This is a genomic window from Cyclobacteriaceae bacterium (genome assembly GCA_013141055.1).
Classification (GTDB): Bacteria; Bacteroidota; Bacteroidia; order Cytophagales; family Cyclobacteriaceae; genus ELB16-189.
On the sequence record JABFRS010000001.1, the window covers coordinates 1,301,187 to 1,319,682 of the forward strand.

Annotated in this window: 11 protein-coding genes; 7 read left to right on the forward strand and 4 right to left on the reverse strand. The window is 43.6% G+C overall.

Annotated features, from left to right (window positions below):
* The first annotated feature begins 95 nt into the window (after positions 1–95).
* Both HOP08_05645 and HOP08_05650 read left to right on the forward strand, forming a co-directional pair.
* A complete protein-coding gene (locus HOP08_05645) occupies positions 96–434 on the forward strand; it encodes a PadR family transcriptional regulator (GenBank protein NOT74393.1) in 339 nt (112 codons plus the stop codon).
* Positions 431–3,049 carry an FtsX-like permease family protein gene (locus HOP08_05650; GenBank protein ID NOT74394.1) on the forward strand — a complete coding sequence of 873 codons (2,619 nt, stop codon included), beginning with the start codon at positions 431–433 and terminating at the stop codon, positions 3,047–3,049. The genes HOP08_05645 and HOP08_05650 overlap by 4 nt, the downstream gene beginning before the upstream one ends.
* Before the next feature lie 138 nt (positions 3,050–3,187).
* Here HOP08_05650 and HOP08_05655 read toward each other — a convergent pair whose 3' ends face one another.
* From HOP08_05655 to HOP08_05665, 3 genes are read right to left on the reverse strand one after another with little or no spacing between them, the layout of a single operon-like run.
* On the reverse strand, positions 3,188–4,360 hold the full coding sequence (locus HOP08_05655) for a caspase family protein (GenBank protein ID NOT74395.1): 1,173 nt from the start codon (positions 4,358–4,360) through the stop codon (positions 3,188–3,190).
* A 27-nt stretch (positions 4,361–4,387) separates the two neighbouring features.
* Positions 4,388–8,383 (reverse strand): hypothetical protein, encoded by a 3,996-nt coding sequence (locus HOP08_05660; protein NOT74396.1) that lies wholly within the window; start codon positions 8,381–8,383, stop codon positions 4,388–4,390.
* Complete coding sequence (locus HOP08_05665) at positions 8,380–9,228, reverse strand: hypothetical protein (GenBank protein ID NOT74397.1); 849 nt, start codon at positions 9,226–9,228, stop codon at positions 8,380–8,382. The genes HOP08_05660 and HOP08_05665 overlap by 4 nt, the downstream gene beginning before the upstream one ends.
* Before the next feature lie 125 nt (positions 9,229–9,353).
* On the opposite strand from HOP08_05665, the gene HOP08_05670 reads away from it, so the two are divergent.
* The 5 genes from HOP08_05670 (at position 9,354) to HOP08_05690 (ending at position 17,258) form a co-directional block, all read left to right on the forward strand.
* Complete coding sequence (locus HOP08_05670; GenBank protein ID NOT74398.1) at positions 9,354–10,250, forward strand: alpha/beta fold hydrolase; 897 nt, start codon at positions 9,354–9,356, stop codon at positions 10,248–10,250.
* Between the two features lie 251 nt (positions 10,251–10,501).
* Positions 10,502–13,273: a response regulator gene (locus HOP08_05675; protein ID NOT74399.1), complete on the forward strand. Its 2,772-nt coding sequence runs from the start codon at positions 10,502–10,504 to the stop codon at positions 13,271–13,273.
* A gap of 462 nt (positions 13,274–13,735) precedes the next feature.
* Entirely contained in the window at positions 13,736–15,472 is a 1,737-nt protein-coding gene (locus tag HOP08_05680; protein ID NOT74400.1) for a hypothetical protein, read from the forward strand.
* A gap of 218 nt (positions 15,473–15,690) precedes the next feature.
* Positions 15,691–16,809, forward strand: coding sequence for a hypothetical protein (locus HOP08_05685; protein ID NOT74401.1), 1,119 nt, complete (start codon positions 15,691–15,693; stop codon positions 16,807–16,809).
* A gap of 41 nt (positions 16,810–16,850) precedes the next feature.
* Positions 16,851–17,258, forward strand: coding sequence for a hypothetical protein (locus tag HOP08_05690; protein NOT74402.1), 408 nt, complete (start codon positions 16,851–16,853; stop codon positions 17,256–17,258).
* A 10-nt stretch (positions 17,259–17,268) separates the two neighbouring features.
* Here the strand turns inward: HOP08_05690 and HOP08_05695 are convergent, their stop codons facing one another.
* Positions 17,269–18,369 carry a hypothetical protein gene (locus HOP08_05695; GenBank protein ID NOT74403.1) on the reverse strand — a complete coding sequence of 367 codons (1,101 nt, stop codon included), beginning with the start codon at positions 18,367–18,369 and terminating at the stop codon, positions 17,269–17,271.
* Positions 18,370–18,496 lie beyond the last annotated feature (127 nt).

The window sequence follows — 18,496 nt, forward strand, 5'->3', positions numbered from 1 at the left end:
CGCATGGGTTATGGGTGTTGAGAAAAATTTCCTGTCTCCAATGCAACCCTCTTGAAAATAGAATGTCATTTTATACATTTAGGAAACTTGCTGTTATGAAAGGAACGTATCTGGGAGAATTTGAAGAAGTAGTGCTTCTCTCCATCGCTATACTGGGCAATGATGCTTATGGCATTTCCATTAAGGATGAAATAAAGAAAAGATTGAAACGCGAACCGAGCATCGGGGCACTTCACTCTGCATTCAGCAGGCTTGAGGAAAAAGGATTTATCGATTCCAGAGAAGGTGAAACAGCACCCGAACGCGGCGGAAGAAGAAAATTATACTACTGTATCACTAAGTCTGGGGTGCGGGCGCTGGAAAAATCAAGGGAACTAAGAAATAGCATGTGGAATGCCATTCCTTCTCTCATTATCGACTGGAAAAAATCATGAAAGCTAACCGCAATGATCCCCCCGCATTTGGAACCTGGCTCATGGAGTTGTTCGGTAATTCCAAAGAGGCCTCCAATCTCCTCGGCGACCTGCATGAACTTTATTCAAGACGACTGCAAGAGAATGGCTTTGCAAAAGCAAGACTATACTATTGGGTAGACTTCATTTCTATCCTTATTCACCAACCTCTCCGGAAAAAGAAAACTTTTCACACATCAAGCAATAACATGGGACTTCTATTCAATTACTTTAAAGTTGCGAGTCGCAATCTGATGCGTCAAAAGCTTCACACCGGAATTAACATTGTCGGCCTGTCAATCGGCTTCACATTCAGCTTGCTGATCTTTCTCTATGTTGCCCATGAACTGAGTTATGATAGTTTTCACAAGAACGGCAAGAACATTTACTTGCTGCCCATGACCTGGCACTTCAATGAAACGGTCATGCCGACTGGTGCCAACTGCAGCGTTGGTGGCCCCTTCATGGAAGATGCTTTCCCGGAAGTAGTTAAAAGTGTCAGAATCTCTATGTCAGCACTTTCGTTCTCCAAAAATGGAGAAGGCATCAATGAAAAGGATGTATTCTTTGCGGACTCTACCTTCTTCTCAATTTTCACCTTCCCATTTCTGCAAGGAGATTCTTCCTCTGCACTTACAAAACCAAACTCAATCGTTATTACCAGAAAGTCAGCGGAAAAATACTTCGGTGCCGACTGGGCTAATCAAAACACTCTTGGAAAACAGATCGTAGGCACCAATGGAAAAGCATATGCTATCACAGGCATCATAGAAAATGTTCCATCCAATTCCGAGCTGCAATTCAATTTTGTTGTATCCTTTTCATCATTGAAGATTTCAAGAGCTACACCAACCTGGGACAATAGTGAATTCTACACCTATGTTTTGCTGAGCGATCATGCCGATGTAGATGATATTAAAAGCAAGATCCCCGTGAGAATGGAAGAGAAGTTCGGCAAAGATGGAAGATCGACCATTGATCTTGATCTTATCCCGCTTCGTGAAGTTTATCTCCAAAGCTCCGGCTATAATGTGCCTAACACCAGCAACATCATCTACATCCGGATCTTTTCCTTTGTGGCAACACTGATTATTCTCATTGCAACGATCAACTATATCAATATGGCTACAGCTCGTTCCATGGAACGCGCACTCGAAGTAGGTGTCAGAAAGGTAATGGGTGCTGAAAGATCTCAACTATTCAATCAATTCCTCAGCGAATCTCTCATCGTAACGATCTTTTCCTTACTAATGGCCATTATGCTTGCATCATTACTTCTTCCAGCGTTTAACATTCTAACGGGCAAAAGCTTAAGTCTCGAGCCGTTAGGTACTCCTTTGAACATCCTTTTATTCATCGGAGGAGGTCTGTTAATCAGCTTGCTTTCCGGCATTTACCCGGCAGTATTCGTTTCAGGTTATTCTCCTTCCAAGGTTCTGAAAGGAAAACTTAAAGACTCAAGTCAGGGGATTCGCCTCAGAGAATCGTTAGTCCTTGGCCAATTCTTCATTTCCATTTTACTGATCATCTCAACCTTGATGGTGTCTGACCAGATCCGATTTATTCAGAATAAAAGCCTTGGATTTGAAAGGAAGAAGCTTGTAGGTCTTTCATTGGATAGCCTCTCCCGCACAAGAATAAATGTTCTTAAGAATTCACTTGCGGAAGAATCCATTATCACCCACACCACTGCTACTTACCAGTTCCCAACCCGGATCAGTCATCAGACTGCCATGAGTCTTAAGAACGAGACTGAGAACGACCGCAAACTTCTGACCGCCGTGTGTGTGGATTCTGATTTTGTAAAGACAGTCGGGCTTGAAGTTGCAGCCGGAAGAGATCTCACACATAATGTTGATGAGACATCGCCTACCTGGGAAATCCTTATCAACCAATCAGCCGCAGATTTTTTTGGCTGGTCAGAGGAAGAGGCCATCGGGAAAGAATTAAAGGTCTGGCAAACTGACGGAGTAATAAAAGGTGTGTTGAAAGATTTTCACTTCTCCTCTCTTCACGATCCCATCAGCCCGCTGGTTGTGTTTTCCGGAAACCAGGCACAACGCTATAGCTACCTGATTGTAAATATCTCTGGATCACCAACAGAAATAAAGAACATACTCGAAACTCATTGGAAGAAAGTCAACAGTGAATCTCCTTTCGAACTCAGATTTCTGGACGAGCAATATGAATCGATGTATAAAAAAGAGACGCAACTACGAAACATCATAAACGCATTCTCTGTATTGGCGATACTTATTTCAATACTGGGCTTATTCGGACTTGCCTCCTACTCTATTCTTCAGAGGACAAAAGAACTGGGAATCCGAAAAGTTCTTGGTGCATCGATCACAGGATTGATCGGACTGGTGTCAAAACGTTTCATCCGGCTGGTCGTCATAGCATTCATACTGGCCATTCCTTTCAACTGGTATCTTATGAATCAATGGCTCAGCACCTTTGCATACCATACCACATTCAACTGGTGGATTGTTCTGGGGGCGGGTCTGACAACCATCCTGCTGGCAATGGGCACTGTGATCTACCACGCCTTTGAAGCTGCACGAGTCAACCCATCAAAAACACTCAGGTCTCAATAAGTAACATTGGCTACTTACATCTGCAGTAAATGCTTTCGTTATGCTTCAGCAGCTTTGCTGCATCCGTGTAAATCCATTTCGGATGCAAGAGCATTTGTTTTGCTGATCCGCGACATCCGTGGTCTTTTTTCAGCCAACCTACCTCGTCACGAAAACAAAGTCACTCAACGCTTCGTCATCTCCAAAGGAACCAAACCTTGGGAGTTGACTTAGTTTCTCGAGATTCGATTGAATTTCAGACAATGTTAAGATACCATCATCACCTCCTCTGGCCCTGAGTGATTCGATAAGCTTACCGGCAAAAGGAGAATGCTTTCCAATTGTTCCGTCTGATACATACTCTTTGCCGCCTGAAGTAAGATACTTTCGCGTTCGATGACTCCATTTCCGAACTAAAAGTTTATCACTTGAAATCTCATCAGGCTTTGCGCCACGTGAACGGGCAAGAACAGGATCGAGAGTCCCACCAAAACATACATCCATCGTGAGGAGTATGTGATTGCAGGGTATATTATTAATGACACCTCGCAAGCGGTTGTGAGATAAGTAAGTAGTTCGGGAGACATCATTGCTAAGTGAATTTTTCCCTACCACAAATCCTTCCCCAAAAGATTCATCATAATGACCGTGGCCGGCAAAGAAAACCATCAACTGATCCTGCGGACCAAATTTACGTTCATTATACTCACGGATTTTCTCCAGCATTTTCTCAACCGTTGGATTCTCAACGATGTCAACAATAAATCCATACTTTTCCTTTAGCTCTCTCGCGATCGCGTGAGCATCATCAATCGGATTCACCAGATCATCCCAGTGATCATACTTATTGGTGGCGAACAATAATATGTAATCCTTTCTGTCAAGCGAGACCATTGCATCGGATGCATTCTTACCTGTTACAATCTGACGCTTTTCAGCAACAAGAATTCCGCTTTCGGTAACAGCCTCCAATGAAAGAGAATTTCCGCCATCCGGCAAGTTAACCGTCAGTGCAATAGAATACTGTTGTTGCTCCGGCTTGACCGCAAAGCTCTTTTTGGAAATAACCCTTCCATCCAGAGAACTGCTGACCACAAGGGTAATTTCTTTCAACAAAGTTGGTGAATCTATGGACGCTTTGATTTCAATCTTGTTTTGAGCGCTATTGGTAAATTCCATTTTTGGATGGATCCACGATATTCTTGGCAAAGGTCCGCTGTCGGGCATCCCCGTCTTCGTATTGATCAAAAACTCATTAGTTCTTGTAATGAGTCCTTGTGAACAGACCGATACAGAATAAAATAATGCAACCAGAATAAACAGACTTCTCATATTTCTCTCAACCACGTTTAATACAAATTAGAATTTAGTAAACCTCCCCCGGTATGTCTTTGTGGCATTATCTCTGATCATTATCAGTTGATAGATATACATTCCCGACGGAACAACATTCCCATCATCACTCACTCCATCCCATTGGATAGATTGAATACCCTGGTCATCAACAACGCTTGAACGACCGAGCCGGGCTACTACTTTTCCCTGAAGATCGCTGACGATCAGCACGGCTTCAGCTTTACTTTCGTTAGTCACAAAATCAAACGGAATAGTCAGTTGCGATCTGAATGGATTAGGATACGGAGCACCAAGACTTAATTGTTCTACACCCACTGATCTGATTTTATTGTAATAGATGGAAAACTTCCCTGACTGATTCGTTGTGTAGCTGCTCACTTTGGCCATGTCCAGCAGCACGTCGCTCTTGAGATCGCGCATAATGAGCTGTCCTTTCAGATTTGACATTTCAATGCTATCCCATCTGATCACAACAGGTCCTGTCTCGTCGCTGTGCACCGAATAATTCCATGTGTAAGAATCTTGTGGATTTACAATGCTTTGTGAAAGATCATATTCAAACCCGGATTGAAGGGTACTGAATTCAAGATATCGAAGGAACCGTGGTGCGGCTATGCGGTCCCATTTGTCCTTGCTTTCATCAGAACCCACTCTCATTCCAATTCCACTCCGTGTGTTCATCGCTTCACCCTGAACAAGTGTTATTGAAACCTTCCAGTCATCATTGCTTTCTTTAAATGATTCTTCAATTGTAGCGGTACGGCCACCCGGATTGTTTACCGTAACAGGAATGCTTAGCTCAATATCGTTTTCAGCAAAAACAAAACCTCCTCCAAAAGCTTTGAGCTCATTGTCTTCAACAAAGGAGACAGTCTGCTGATTGAATGTGAGCAGTCCATCAACACCGGAAGGATTATCATTAAAAATGAGGACCTGATTCCAGTTAATTGTTATAGGGAAAGGATTTCCGATCTGATTCCAACCTTTCTTAAGATTCATTTTGAATGGCTTGGCAACAGAATTCCCAAAGCTCTTGCCTTCGCCTAATGCCAGACTTACCGGAGATCTGGAAACGAAAAAATAACTTTGTCCCTGTACCAGCTGGCTTGCGGCAAGACCTTCTGTATAGTCGACGATCGTACCATTCCTGTATTGGGACAATCTCCATTTCTTAGTGTCATACGCACCCATGATTTTTTCAAAGACATCATTGATCTGGTTGCCTTCCATAATGGAGTAAGGAACCGAGATGAGCTGATAGTTCTTAATGTCTTTACCAAAGCTTGACAAAGGAACTGTCACTACTTTTGCAGTAAGAATGGAATGATGCGGGGACGTTCTGACCTCGGCACCTTCATCCACCGCTTCAAAGTAAAATTCAGTTCCGAAATCATCGAACCATGAATCGTTCACAGCAATCTTGTAATTACTTCCTGATTTCACTGCAGACTCACGAACATAACTAGCGCCTGCACTCTTTCTGTGATGCACATAGACAGAGATCGTACCGTTTCCACCCGTCACCGCTACTGACATCTCCTGAGCCTGGTTGGTGCTATGAACCTCCGGATACGTAGTTGCTTCCGTTAATTTCAGCGCATTGTCATCTCCACCTGTGCCGGAAAGTGTATTGCTTATTTTAACAATAGAATAATCTGATAACCCAGATGCATTGCGGGCTCTTACTCTGAAATAATAAACAGTGGACGGAACAAGTCCTGTCACCACCTCTTCTGTGATAATGGATGGAATGATCTTTGGACCGTAGTTGGTTACAAAAGATTGAAAGTCCAGCCGTGTAGAGACTTCAAGTTGATATTCAATTGCACTTACAACAGGTTGCCATTGCACTTTAATGCGTGTAGTTTCCTTATCGGAAGGCACCAAATCAGCGGGTATAGCAGGTAACGTGAATCGCTCTCCTGTTAATGAACTTACAGATGCACCCGCCTGGTTGATCGATCGGACACGATAATAGTATTTCTTTCCCGCAACAAGACCAAAAACCTGCTGAGTGATTCCATTGACAACACGCTTATCGAATCCATTGATAAAGCTATTGAACGATGATTCCTCGGAAACATCCAACTCATAGTGACCGGCACCTGTTACCGATGACCAGTTACCAACAAAGGAAGATATTGTCACTTCCGTGGATGGCTGAAGCGCAGGAGTATCAGACAACGTAATCTGACTGATCACATTTGAATTCACAGAAGTACCGCTTGCATTGATAGCGCGAACACGATAAGAGTAAACCGTACCGGAAGTCAGTCCAGCAACATCTTCTGATGTTCCATCGACAACGCGATTATTGTAACCGGCCAGCATGTTGGCAAAATTATCTGCTGAGACATCAAGACGATAGCTGGAAGCTCCTGTGGACGATGCCCAATTTGCTTTGAATGATGTAAGAGTCATCTGAGAAGCATTGGTGGCTACAGGAGCTGCTGGAATTGTTATCACGGAAATCCTGTTCGAATTGGAAGAAGGACCTCCCGCCGTTACCGCCCGTACTCTATAATAATATATGGTTCCTGCCGCCAGACCCGGAACATCGGCAAAGAGAGCGGCCACTGTCACATCATTGAACCCTGGCAGGAAAGAAGCGAAAGTGTCTGATGTTGATACATCAAGTCGATAGCCTGTTGCTGCTCCAATGGCAGACCAGTTTGCCCTGAAAGAGTTGACGGAAATTGAAGATGCTGCATTTGCTGTAGGGGAATCTACCAGTGTTGTAAGCGAGGAAGATGTGCTTACAGAAGTTCCCCCATTATTATTAACAGCACGTACCCTGTAATAATATTGTGTACCGGGATTGAGGCCCGCCACATCACGCGATGTACCGGATACAGTCAGATCATTAAATCCTGTAACGAAGCTTGAAAAATCACTTGCCGTTGATACATCCAGTCGATAGTCCAATGCACCTGTAACCGTCTGCCATTTTGCAATAAAAGAATTGATCGCCAGGTCTGGAGCATTGAGTACGGGGGCAGCCGGAATTGTGATCAGGCTAATCGTTGCGGCTGAGTTGACAGAAGCTCCATTCGCATTGACTGCACGGACGCGGTAGAAATATGGTACACCAGGAGATAACCCCGCAACATCGTGAAAGAGTCCGCTGACAGTACGATCATTATAACCCGTTACGATTTGAGTAAAATCATTTGAAGTAGAAACATCCAGCCTGTATCCTGTTGCGGACGCTACTGTTTGCCAGTTCGCTCTGAATGAATTAGTAGTAATGGCTGATGCAGCAATTGCAACCGGAGCAACCGGACGCGTAATAACAGCCGTCGATCTCACTGAATACAATGAAACTCCCGAGTTGTTATGTGCTCTTACCTGATAATAATAGTTGGTACCCGGGTTTAATGTATTGGCCGTTGTGAAAGTTGTCGGAGAAGTGCCTACGGGTGTATTCTGAAAAACATAACTATCGAATGTGCTGCTGGTTGACAGATCCAGGAAGTAGCCATTGACAGCACCGCTTACTGCATTCCATGAAAATGTTACAGAAGTTGAATTGCTGGATGAACCACCTGTCAGTGTCGGAGCAGCTGGGTAAGTAAGAGTGCCAAGACTTGCAGACACGTCATTTTGTATTGCTTCATCATAGGGCTCTCCTGTTCCGGCTCTTTTTCTATAGCAATCTGAATTTGTGTACGTTCTGAAATCATAATTCGCGCCGGTCGTCAGGTTGGAAACGATAACGCTCGTTGTATTCACTTCAACGGCAGTCCATGCGCCTGATCCTGATCTGCTATACTCATAACCTGTTCCGTAGTTGACGTGAAAGCTACTGTTAGTGGCCTGAGGGACTGCAAGATTAAACGACAGCGTAACCTGCGTACCATTCTGAGCGGGCGTAACTGAATTCAGTCGCGTAAAGCTGATCATGCATTGCGCCCAGACTCCGGAAACCGAAATAGAGAAAATAAAAACTAATACACTTCTTGCCATTGATTTTACAATTGAATTTTTTCCGTTACTCATTTAGGAACTATGTCTTTTGGAAAGGCGGGTATGGTCTCATCACTTGCAGGTCGCGCTAGAAGATAAATTAGAGTTCCGGCTGCCAGTGTAGGGATTGCCTTCACTAGCAACGGTATTTTGCGCTTTATCCTGAATGAATTGCTTCTTACAACTTCATCTTTGTTCTTGGTATCGCTGATGACAAACTGATAGTCCTTTCCTGGCCGGATGTGAGAAGGGAACTGGAAAGTATAATGCCCGACATTGGCAATGTCTGAGAATGACGTGATCTTCTTGTCCTTTTTGTAAAGATCAAAGTTCAGGACATTCTGAGGTGTGCCGCCAGTCCACGTCAGATTATAGATCTGCTTGCGTTTAAAAACTTTGTATTTATTGATCTCATCCGTCTGGATGAAGGGAATAAAATGTCTACCCCTTAATTCCAGCGCGACCTTCCCTGAATAACCTGTCGACAGATCCTCACCAAAAGCCCAGGTGATTGTTTTATTCTTTCCCGACTTGACTTCTAATCCGGCATCTCCCTTGAGTTTTTCCAAAGGATTCAGGTAGCCATCGGCAGACGAATAAACTTTGATGGTATAAAATCTTCCTTCAATCGAATCCAGGAGGTCATAGTGAATCACCAGCTTGTTCTGAAAGAATTCAATGTTCCTTATTTCAATTGACTGCGCGTGAGTATTCGTTGATAGGAAAAAACAAAAGAGTAATGCGCATACCGCATTCAAAGTGATGACTAGTGACCGCATATCAATCTTCTCAGTTCTGAAAATATTCGCAAATGACTCTCTTCCGGAATCTCTGTGCGAATACTGTCGTTGCATCACAGGGTAATCTGGTTGCGACATTCTAAACGCAACGTAACTACCTAAAAATCATTTACTCCCATATAACTCAAAACCACTGTCTTACCGTTATGATGCAGTAATAAAAAATGTGAGGAGAAATGAGAGCAATAAAAAACAGAAGAGTTATGCAAAAAATTAATATCACTTCGTCTGATGGCTATGTGTTGAGTGCGCTGCAGGGAGTTCCGCTGACCAACAGCAAAGGAACTGTTATCTTAAGTTCGGCTACATGCATTAAAAAAGAGTTCTATATAAACTTCGCAGAGTACCTCGTCGAAAAAGGTTATGTCGTATTACTTTATGACTACCGTGGTATAGGTGAATCAGCACCTGCTGATCTTAAAAATTCAGACATCTATATACACGAATGGGGAACCAAGGATATGAATGCTGTTCTGAATTATGTTACCAGCGTATTCGGGACGTGTCAGATCACCTGGTTCGGTCATAGCATTGGCTCACAGCTGATGGGATTCATTGAAAACAGCAAGGTGATACAAAAAGCAATTTCCCTGAACGCTGCAGTAGGCTACTGGAAGTATTTTCCCTTCCCTAAGAACATTGGCATCTGGATGATGTGGTATGTCATCGGTCCTTTGATGATAAAAATCCATGGATATGGGATGATGAAAAAGATCGGATGGGGTGAGGATCTGACAAAGAACTCTATTCTGGAATGGAGAGAATGGTGTATCAATAAAGATTACTTCATGCCATGCATCCGGGAAAAGCTGAAAACAGATCGCTTCGATAAATTCGAAGTTCCCATTACAGCTCTCTACATGGATGATGACTATATCGCCAATGACATTACCGTTCCTCTGATGATGGAATTCTTTCCAAATGCCGCCCGGGAGATCAAGAAAATAAAGGTCTCAGACTACACTGTTGAGAAGGCGGGGCACGTAGATATTTTCAGAAAGAAATTCGAATACACACTCTGGCCTTTGCTGGTGGAAGAAATTGAAAACAAGTCGATGGATCACCCGGTCGAAACCAGGTTAGTCGCCAATTATGGGTGACCCCGTCTGAGAAACAGGATTTTAGATTGATTCAATATTACAATTGACTCGTGTTTCTTTGCGGGATTAAGCCCTGCAAGGAGTAATTTTGTTGCGTTCACGGGTTTTTTCGTTGCAACGGTGCATCTAACGCTATAAAAATGCGTTCATAACCCGCCATTAGATCTTAACAAGTTTCTGGTGGGTACAGTTACCTAAAGTCAGAAGTGGCATTAATCCGGTCACGGCTTAAAAAATATCGAACCTTAACAATGCATAAGTATATCATCATTCTACTTCTTGGCTGGCTGTCAATCTCACCGCTTTTTTCACAAAGATCCCATGAACTGGATAGCCTGAAAGAGCAATTCAACAAAGTGAGCATAACGGATGATCGTACACGGATCACTCTATTAAATAACCTGAGTTTCATGAATCAGGGGTATGATTACAGACAGGCATTACAATATGGAAGAGAAGCACTCCGGCTGTCGGAACAAATAAATTTCAAAGAAGGAATCGCCATGGCCAAGAACCGGATGGCCAACTGCTACTGGATCCTCGGTGATAATGAACTGGCCATTGAATATGCTCTTTCCGCGGCCTCGATCGCTGAAGAAAACAAATTGATCTCTCTGCAGGCAGATGCTTACAGATTATTAGGTGCAACCTACACTGGAAGGCGAGAGTTCGATAAAGCCGAATATTATATTAACGAGGCAGAAAAAAAATGTCTTCAGATCGGGAATGAAGAACTTCTAATGAAGGTCTACAACGCCTCGGGCCTTATTCTATCATTCAAGAAGAACAATGACAGCTCCATACTCATTCTTAATGAAGCACTGAGATTAGCGGTCAAGAATCATAAGTCATTTTACATTCCTATCATTTATGGTAACCTGGGCCAGGTTCACGCCAAGCTCTCTACCTCTGATGCCAGTGAGGTTGCAGCCAAATTTTATAAGACATCATTAATTCTTGCCCGGCAAGAACAGAATCATTATGCAGAAGTCGTCGCGCTCAATCACATGGGAAGCACTACCATGGCACACGGACAGTTCAAAGAATCACAGGAATATCTGACAGAGGCGCTGGCTTTATCCGAGAGGATCGGTTTCAAAAGCCACAAGCTTATCATCTATATGAATTTCATCGGGCTCAAGATGAAGCAAAAGGATTTCTGGGGAGCCCATGAATACATGAGTCATTACTATTCACTAAAAGATACACTTCTCAACGAAAAGAAAACACGGAGAGTTGTTGAGCTTGAGATGCTCCATGAGACAGAGAAAAGAGAGGCCACGATTAAATTACTGGAACAGGAGAAACGCATTCAGTCTATCTGGGCAAATGTATTTGTCGTTGGTATTATTCTTTCCATCGGTGTGGGTCTGATCATTTACAGGCTTCAGAAATTGCGTACAAGAAAAACCAAAGAGCTTCTCGAAACACAAAAGAAACTTAACGCCAAGCTGAAAGAAACGGATGTATTAAAGTCTCGCTTCTTTGCCAACATCTCACATGAGTTCAGAACTCCGCTTACACTGATCAAAGGTCCGATTGAAGAAAAGCTCAACTCCCCGAGACTGAGTGGTTCCGATCGGGAGATCTTTTCTGTTGTTCGACGCAACACCAACCGGTTATTGGATCTGGTGAATCAACTGCTGGATCTTTCAAAGCTTGAAGCCGGCAAAATGGAGTTGCAATTAAAGTCAGACAACCTTCATGAATTCATTCAGCTGCTGGTCACTTCTTTTGATTCACTGGCGGAGCATAAAAAGATAACCTTCATCAGGAATATTAACATCGCAGATAAGCCTGCACGGTTCGACAGTGACAAGCTGGAGAAGATCATAGGCAATGTACTGTTCAATGCATTCAAGTTTACCCCTGCTGAAGGAAGAGTAGAGCTTACAATTCAATCTTCAGATCAGAACAAGCTTAACATTCTGATCAGTGATACGGGGCGTGGAATTCCGGAAGACGAGATCCCGTATGTATTCACTCCTTTCTACCAGATAAAGAATACCCAGGATGACGGGCAGCCTGGCACCGGATTGGGACTTTCACTGGTGAATGAACTTGTCAAGCTTCACAATGGAACCATCAACCTGAAGAGTCGTGTCAATGAAGGAACTGAAATAAATATCAATCTGATCATTGACTGGAACGGAGCGGAAGCTGATGAATCATCCGAGATTGCATTTAATAATATCGGAGACAGGATAAGTCGGTATGAAGATGCTCCGGAGCTGGAGACCATCTTTGAAAATCAGTTGTCTGATAACACAATCCTCATCGTTGAGGATAATGCGGAATTAAGAAATTTTATAGCACGCATCTTCAAGAACAGGTTCACAGTATTGATGGCCGAACACGGCGAACAAGGTATAGCGCTGGCACTAGAACATATTCCAGATCTGATTATCTCAGATGTGATGATGCCAAAGATGAGCGGACTGGAACTGACAGAAAAAATAAAGCTGGATGAGCGCACCAGTCACATACCGGTTATTCTATTAACCGCCAAGGCTGACGACGAATCACGCATGCAGGGTTTTAAGATCGGCGCAGATGATTATTTATCGAAACCATTCTCTGCGGAAGAGCTTAAGATCAGGGTAAATAATTTAATAGAGCTGAGGAAAAAACTGATCATCAAATTCAGGGATGGGCTTGTTCCTTTTTCAGAGCCATTGCCAAAGGAGATTGCAGAGCCGACGCTGGATGAGAAGTTTATTGCACGAGCACGTGAAGTAGTGGAAAGAAACATTACCGACTCATCTTTCGGAGTAGAGAAGTTTGCGGAAGAGATGAACCTGAGTCGTGCGCAGTTATTCAGAAAGTTGAAAGTACTGGTCGACTCTTCTCCGACAGATTTTATCAGTGATATCCGTTTGCTAAGGGCTGCTGAGCTGATACGATCGAAGACCGACACGATCTCACAGATCAGTTATAAGGTTGGGTTTAATGAGCAGTCATACTTCGCGAAGAGATTCAGAAAGAAGTTTGGTGTGTCGCCTTCGGAGTATGTTAATGGGTGACCACAGGTAGAAAATAAAACACTTTTGCTCAGTTTTTTCCTGATAGCATGCTCCTAACGAATTTTGCGGGACTAAAAAAGCAATGAAACCATATTACCAGCAAATGATCCCGTAGTGTACCTGTCTCTATCATCCGTTTCCCAACTTTGATGAAATTAAAATGTTATGATCCATCAATTCTTCAAAAGACTCTCAGCACCGATCGCTGATTCTCTGGACTTGTTCTCTCAGGTGTTGCGCCTCAACAACAATGACTTCTATCATTGGTAACACGTCCAGGCAGTTTCTTACCTAACACCCATTCGTAAAAAGTCCCCATCAGGATACCCTCAGCTTAAGGAAAATTCATACCGCTCTTCCCGCAACGACAATACCAGTGATTGCAACTATTGTCGTACATGAAAGATTGTTACCTGATCCACATTGCAAGGAATAAAAATGCTCAAGACTAAAATACATTTTATGCAAAGAACATTGTTATCAGTATTACTTACATGCCTCATCTTATCAGGTTGTAAGACCGAAGAGCGGTTGCTCACCGAGCAGGAGATCAGGTTCTCCATGCAGGCTCCCGCTTCAAAAGGAACTTCAGGCGGTCGTACGTCAACAGCAGAACCGAAGAGTGTATTGGTTACCATTAAAGATAGCCAGGGAAATGTCGTGTTCGATCGCAAGGAACTTGCCCTCTATAAATTTGGAGACGGCTTCCTTTCGATTCCTGTTATGCTGAAAAGCTCCGGCAGTTCCCATTACAGGCTTTCAGAATTTTTTGTCGTGGATGCCGATAACACTATCCGCTACATCACTCCCATTGAAGGAAGCACTCATGCTCACCTGGTAAGCGATCCTTTGGACATTGATTTCGCTGTAACAAAAGATGTGGTCACCACCGTTACTCCCGAAGTTCTGGAAATCGATGAAAACTCCGTTCCTGAAGAATTTGGTTATGGTGAGTTTGGATTTAAGATCATAAAAACCATCACTCCTCTTTTTACAAGCTTTATAAAAGGTGCGAATAATTCAGAGATCACCACTTCACATCTGAAGATTGAAGGGCTAGGTGCTATCACGGGAACTGATACCACCGTGCTATGGACTTATGATACCACACTGCAGGCGAGAACGCATGCTATAAAGATCCGCGAAGCCAGTCTTTACAGAATCACGGCAACGAAATCAGGATACCATACCTGGAGAAAGGCTACTACACTCAGTACCCAGCAGGAAGTAAGGATTGAATTTGCTTCTGTAAGCACAAACCCGGTCGACATTTATATCGGCGGAAATGAAATGTTCAACAATGTATTAGTAGCTACCTACTGGAAAAATGAAGTTCCCGTACACGTGAGCACAGCACGTTCATCCATCTATCAATTGTTTATCGCCGGAAACGATGTCTATGCTACCGGAAGAGATGAATCAACAGAAAGAGCTTTCTATTGGAAAAACACCGAAAGGATCCTGCTCGATCATCCATTAAAAGGTAGCGCCACCGGATTATACATTTCAGGAAATGATGTCTACGTCACCGGATCGTTGTCGGTAACCGATCCCGGAGCAAACGGCATCACACACCGGTATCCTGTTTACTGGAAAAATGGTGTACTCATACAGCTAACGGACATGAATGAAGCAGGTGAAGGTTCTACCACCGGAATCACCGTTGACGGCAGTGATGTGTATGTATCGGGCATTCTCTATCACCCGCATACCGGCGCACTCTGGAAAAATAATGTCATCGAACGACTCGCTGTTGACGGAAAAGCCTGGGTGAATGCAACCGGCATAAAGATCCACAACCATCACAGGTATGTCATGGGACTTGGAGACGGCGCAAACATTGGTTATTGGAGAGATGGTCAGCATTCAAGTCTTGGAACGATGACTCCTCCTACCGCTTATCTCACTGGCTATGGATTGATGGCACTGGACGGTGACGATGTATTCCTTATCGGAAGTGTCGGAGGTAAACGATACTGGAAGAATCAACAGGAGATCGTGTTGTCGCCCGAATTGACAAGAGTGGAATTATATGGGATCGATGCACTCAATGGATCTGTCTATCTCGCTGGTCAGTATTTAGCTCCACCGGAAAATGGAGTAAGCAATATTCCAGGAACGTACTGGATCGATGGCGTTCACCATGAATTGCCGAATAGAAATTCCACAGCGTATGCTATTCAGGTGAGACCGAAATAAAAATTCAATAAGCATCCGCTAAAAGATTTTCACTAGGGGGTTTGCTAAAGCCTGGCCGATCATTGGCCGGGCTTTTTTTCTCATTTGTATCACTCATTGCAACAACACTTCCTACCACGGTTTGGGCTGCCCTGCATGATTACCCTGTCTTGCAACCAAAGTATTATTTGACGATTTATTAACACAATAACTTTCCGAAAAAAAATTATCACCCTTACATGAATTATTATCTATTAAAGATCGCAACGGTTATCATTCTGTTGATGATCTCTGGCTGCAATAACAACGATGATGCAATTGTCCGCTCAGGTAAAGTTTCCTTTTCCTATAAAGAAGCGGACAATGGAATTATCGCAGGACGAACAACCCAGATCACTCCTTCCTTTGCAAGCTTTACTTTAAAAAAAGCTGATGGCTCAACGATCATTAAAGAGATCGCGATCCATGAATTCAATGGCGACTATATCACACAACCTGAACCGCTTCCATCGGGACAATACACCCTTGAACAGTTTCTGATCCTTGACAGCGACAGGCACACCATCTATGCCTCACCAATGGAAGGTTCGGTGCTGGCAAATCTGGTCAGTGATCCATTGCCGATCACCATCAATATTTCTGTTGACGAAGTCACACATGTAGTTCCGGATGTACTGGAGCTTGACGGACATACGCCCGAAGACTTTGGTTACACATCCTTTGAATTTAACATAGTGAAGACCGCTGCCATCCGCATTCCGTTCAGCGACGTGGCCCCCATTACCGAGATCAATCTTGAGTTTTCCAATGGAGATCAGGTCATCAACTATGAAATCATTCCGGGTAATTCTTTGATCGATCTGAAAGAATTGAATCTTCTGGGCAAAACCTGGAAGACCCGGATACTTGTCTGGATGCAATCAGAAGATTGTTATCCGAAAGTATATCGCTTTAAAGGTGACTTAACATTTAACGGTAGTGTCATAAAATTGCCGGAGCTCAGTCATTCAAGCTGGGCGAATTTCTATTTTAACCAGTTCAGAGGGATCCAGGTATTCCGTTCTGTCCATCCTGAAAAATTCTATCAACTGGAGATACAGCTGCAGGACGGCAATCCTGCTTTCGGATATGTGGACATGACCTACTGGAACATAGATGGTGATCAGCTATCGCAGACACAGTACGTCATCATTAATGGAGCCGGAAGAATTGAAGTTTCATTTCCCTTACAACAGAAGCCGGCCACTTTGTTCGCGGTCGACAGCTTTATAGCTCTGAATACTCAACTGGGAATTATTCAGAATCTCTTTGAGTGGGAAGTCAACGACAATGGCGATATCCATGCCGTTTGTCATTAGGATTATCCTTTCAATTTTAAAACACCTCTCATAATAAATCAATGGTCTTAACATTCATTATCGTATTGTCCATACTGGCAATCATTGTAGCTGCCATATCAATTTTAATCTTGCTGCCGGTTCTCTTTATAAAATGGAGAGCGTCTATTTACGGTTTAAGCCTCACATTGACACAGGCGAAGGTCATCTCGGACGACTATTGCAACTCCAAAGTGTTCTATCGTTCTGTAAAAGATATCTGGTTCTGGGAAGAAGTCCCTATCGAAAAGTTGACGATCCACTATTTACTCCGCAAGGATCTTACCAACCTGCGGGATGGGATCATTGAAATGAAACAGAAGAATGCAGAGATTCAATTCAATACACTGGCCACCTTTGATCTGGTGGGACGAAATCTCAAAGAAGAGATCCGGAAGGCAGAGCTAAACAACTGGACGTTCAGACTCTAATTCAACATTTCTATGACAACGTTTCAAGCCGGTCTCTCAACGCAACCGCTCCTCCCCGATCGATCATATTAGGTAGTTCCTTGATCGCAGCTTCTTTCATCGACTCACCTTTGTCTTTTTCATTATTGAGAAAGCTGATGGCCGCCTCGGTAGCGTGAATCTGTGCTTTCGGAATGAGTGCTGCCGGCTTGAAACTGTTCATGTGTTCTGTTGCCTGAGATACATTCTTTCTTGCATACGCAAAGAAGAACGCCGCATCGAGCCAGACCATGTTGCGTATACCTTCCGGAATATTATCCGCCAGGGCCATATACTGTTTTAAATAAAGTTCAGCCTTGTCGTAATAGCCTTTGTCGAAAGCAATCTGGTGAAGCATGCTGTGAACATATACTTCGTGTGGCGACTTTAACTTCCTTGCCAGCTCAAGGGCGTCTTCGAGTTCGGTCATGCTCATATCGCGTGGTCGTATGCCGACAGTACCACGGGTCATGATCTTCACCAGGAGGATCTCAAACTCTGCAATGTCACCGCCCTGCAGTAATTTTTTTACCCGTGCACCATCCGATGCGAATCCACCCATGTGGGAAGGAATGATAGTGACGATAAAAATTATAAGGGAGAACAAGCTGATGAGAAGAGAAGCATAGCCAATCATGGGCATGCTGGTATTTTTAAAGATAAAGTATGCGGCACCTCCGATAATAAATAACAACAAGCTGGCGATGGGTCCGCCGGCAGCATAGACCGCAAAACGGTTTTTAAGATTCTTCTCACCTGTAGGAAGGCAGACAACAAGTCCGCCGCTGGTATTTACATTTTTGTTCCACTTGAACTTCCATCCGCGGGATTCTTTTTCCCATAGGAATGGTCCGATGACATACATCCTCAGATCAAACTTTACGAGTATCCCTGCGATGGCATGACCTCCTTCATGAAAACCGATGACGATGAAGAATGATGGGATGATGAGCGCCATCAGGAACCAGCCGATGTTATCAGGCAGATCGAACGCAGCGATGCTCTTGCCAAACTTTCCTATAAAAAAGCCCATCACTGCGCTGAGGGCTATGATGATAAGGAAGGGTAGGATTTTGGATTTTTTGGAGCTCACGGTGGAGAGTATGAGGTTTCTTTAGGTGCTTTAACTGGAAAGGGAGGTGGAGAGTTGGGAAGTTAATAGAATAAAATGGCTTTTGCTTTCAGAGGTAATGCAGGATCACCCTATAGCACTAAGGCTA

What these genes read in the sequence shown, in the direction of transcription:
- HOP08_05645 (NOT74393.1), top strand. Translation starts at nt 96, where the DNA reads ATGAAAGGAACGTATCTGGGAGAATTTGAAGAAGTAGTGCTTCTCTCC.
- HOP08_05650 (NOT74394.1), top strand. Translation starts at nt 431, where the DNA reads ATGAAAGCTAACCGCAATGATCCCCCCGCATTTGGAACCTGGCTCATG.
- HOP08_05655 (NOT74395.1), bottom strand. Translation starts at nt 4,360, where the DNA reads ATGAGAAGTCTGTTTATTCTGGTTGCATTATTTTATTCTGTATCGGTC.
- HOP08_05660 (NOT74396.1), bottom strand. Translation starts at nt 8,383, where the DNA reads ATGAGTAACGGAAAAAATTCAATTGTAAAATCAATGGCAAGAAGTGTA.
- HOP08_05665 (NOT74397.1), bottom strand. Translation starts at nt 9,228, where the DNA reads ATGTCGCAACCAGATTACCCTGTGATGCAACGACAGTATTCGCACAGA.
- HOP08_05670 (NOT74398.1), top strand. Translation starts at nt 9,354, where the DNA reads ATGCAAAAAATTAATATCACTTCGTCTGATGGCTATGTGTTGAGTGCG.
- HOP08_05675 (NOT74399.1), top strand. Translation starts at nt 10,502, where the DNA reads ATGCATAAGTATATCATCATTCTACTTCTTGGCTGGCTGTCAATCTCA.
- HOP08_05680 (NOT74400.1), top strand. Translation starts at nt 13,736, where the DNA reads ATGCAAAGAACATTGTTATCAGTATTACTTACATGCCTCATCTTATCA.
- HOP08_05685 (NOT74401.1), top strand. Translation starts at nt 15,691, where the DNA reads ATGAATTATTATCTATTAAAGATCGCAACGGTTATCATTCTGTTGATG.
- HOP08_05690 (NOT74402.1), top strand. Translation starts at nt 16,851, where the DNA reads ATGGTCTTAACATTCATTATCGTATTGTCCATACTGGCAATCATTGTA.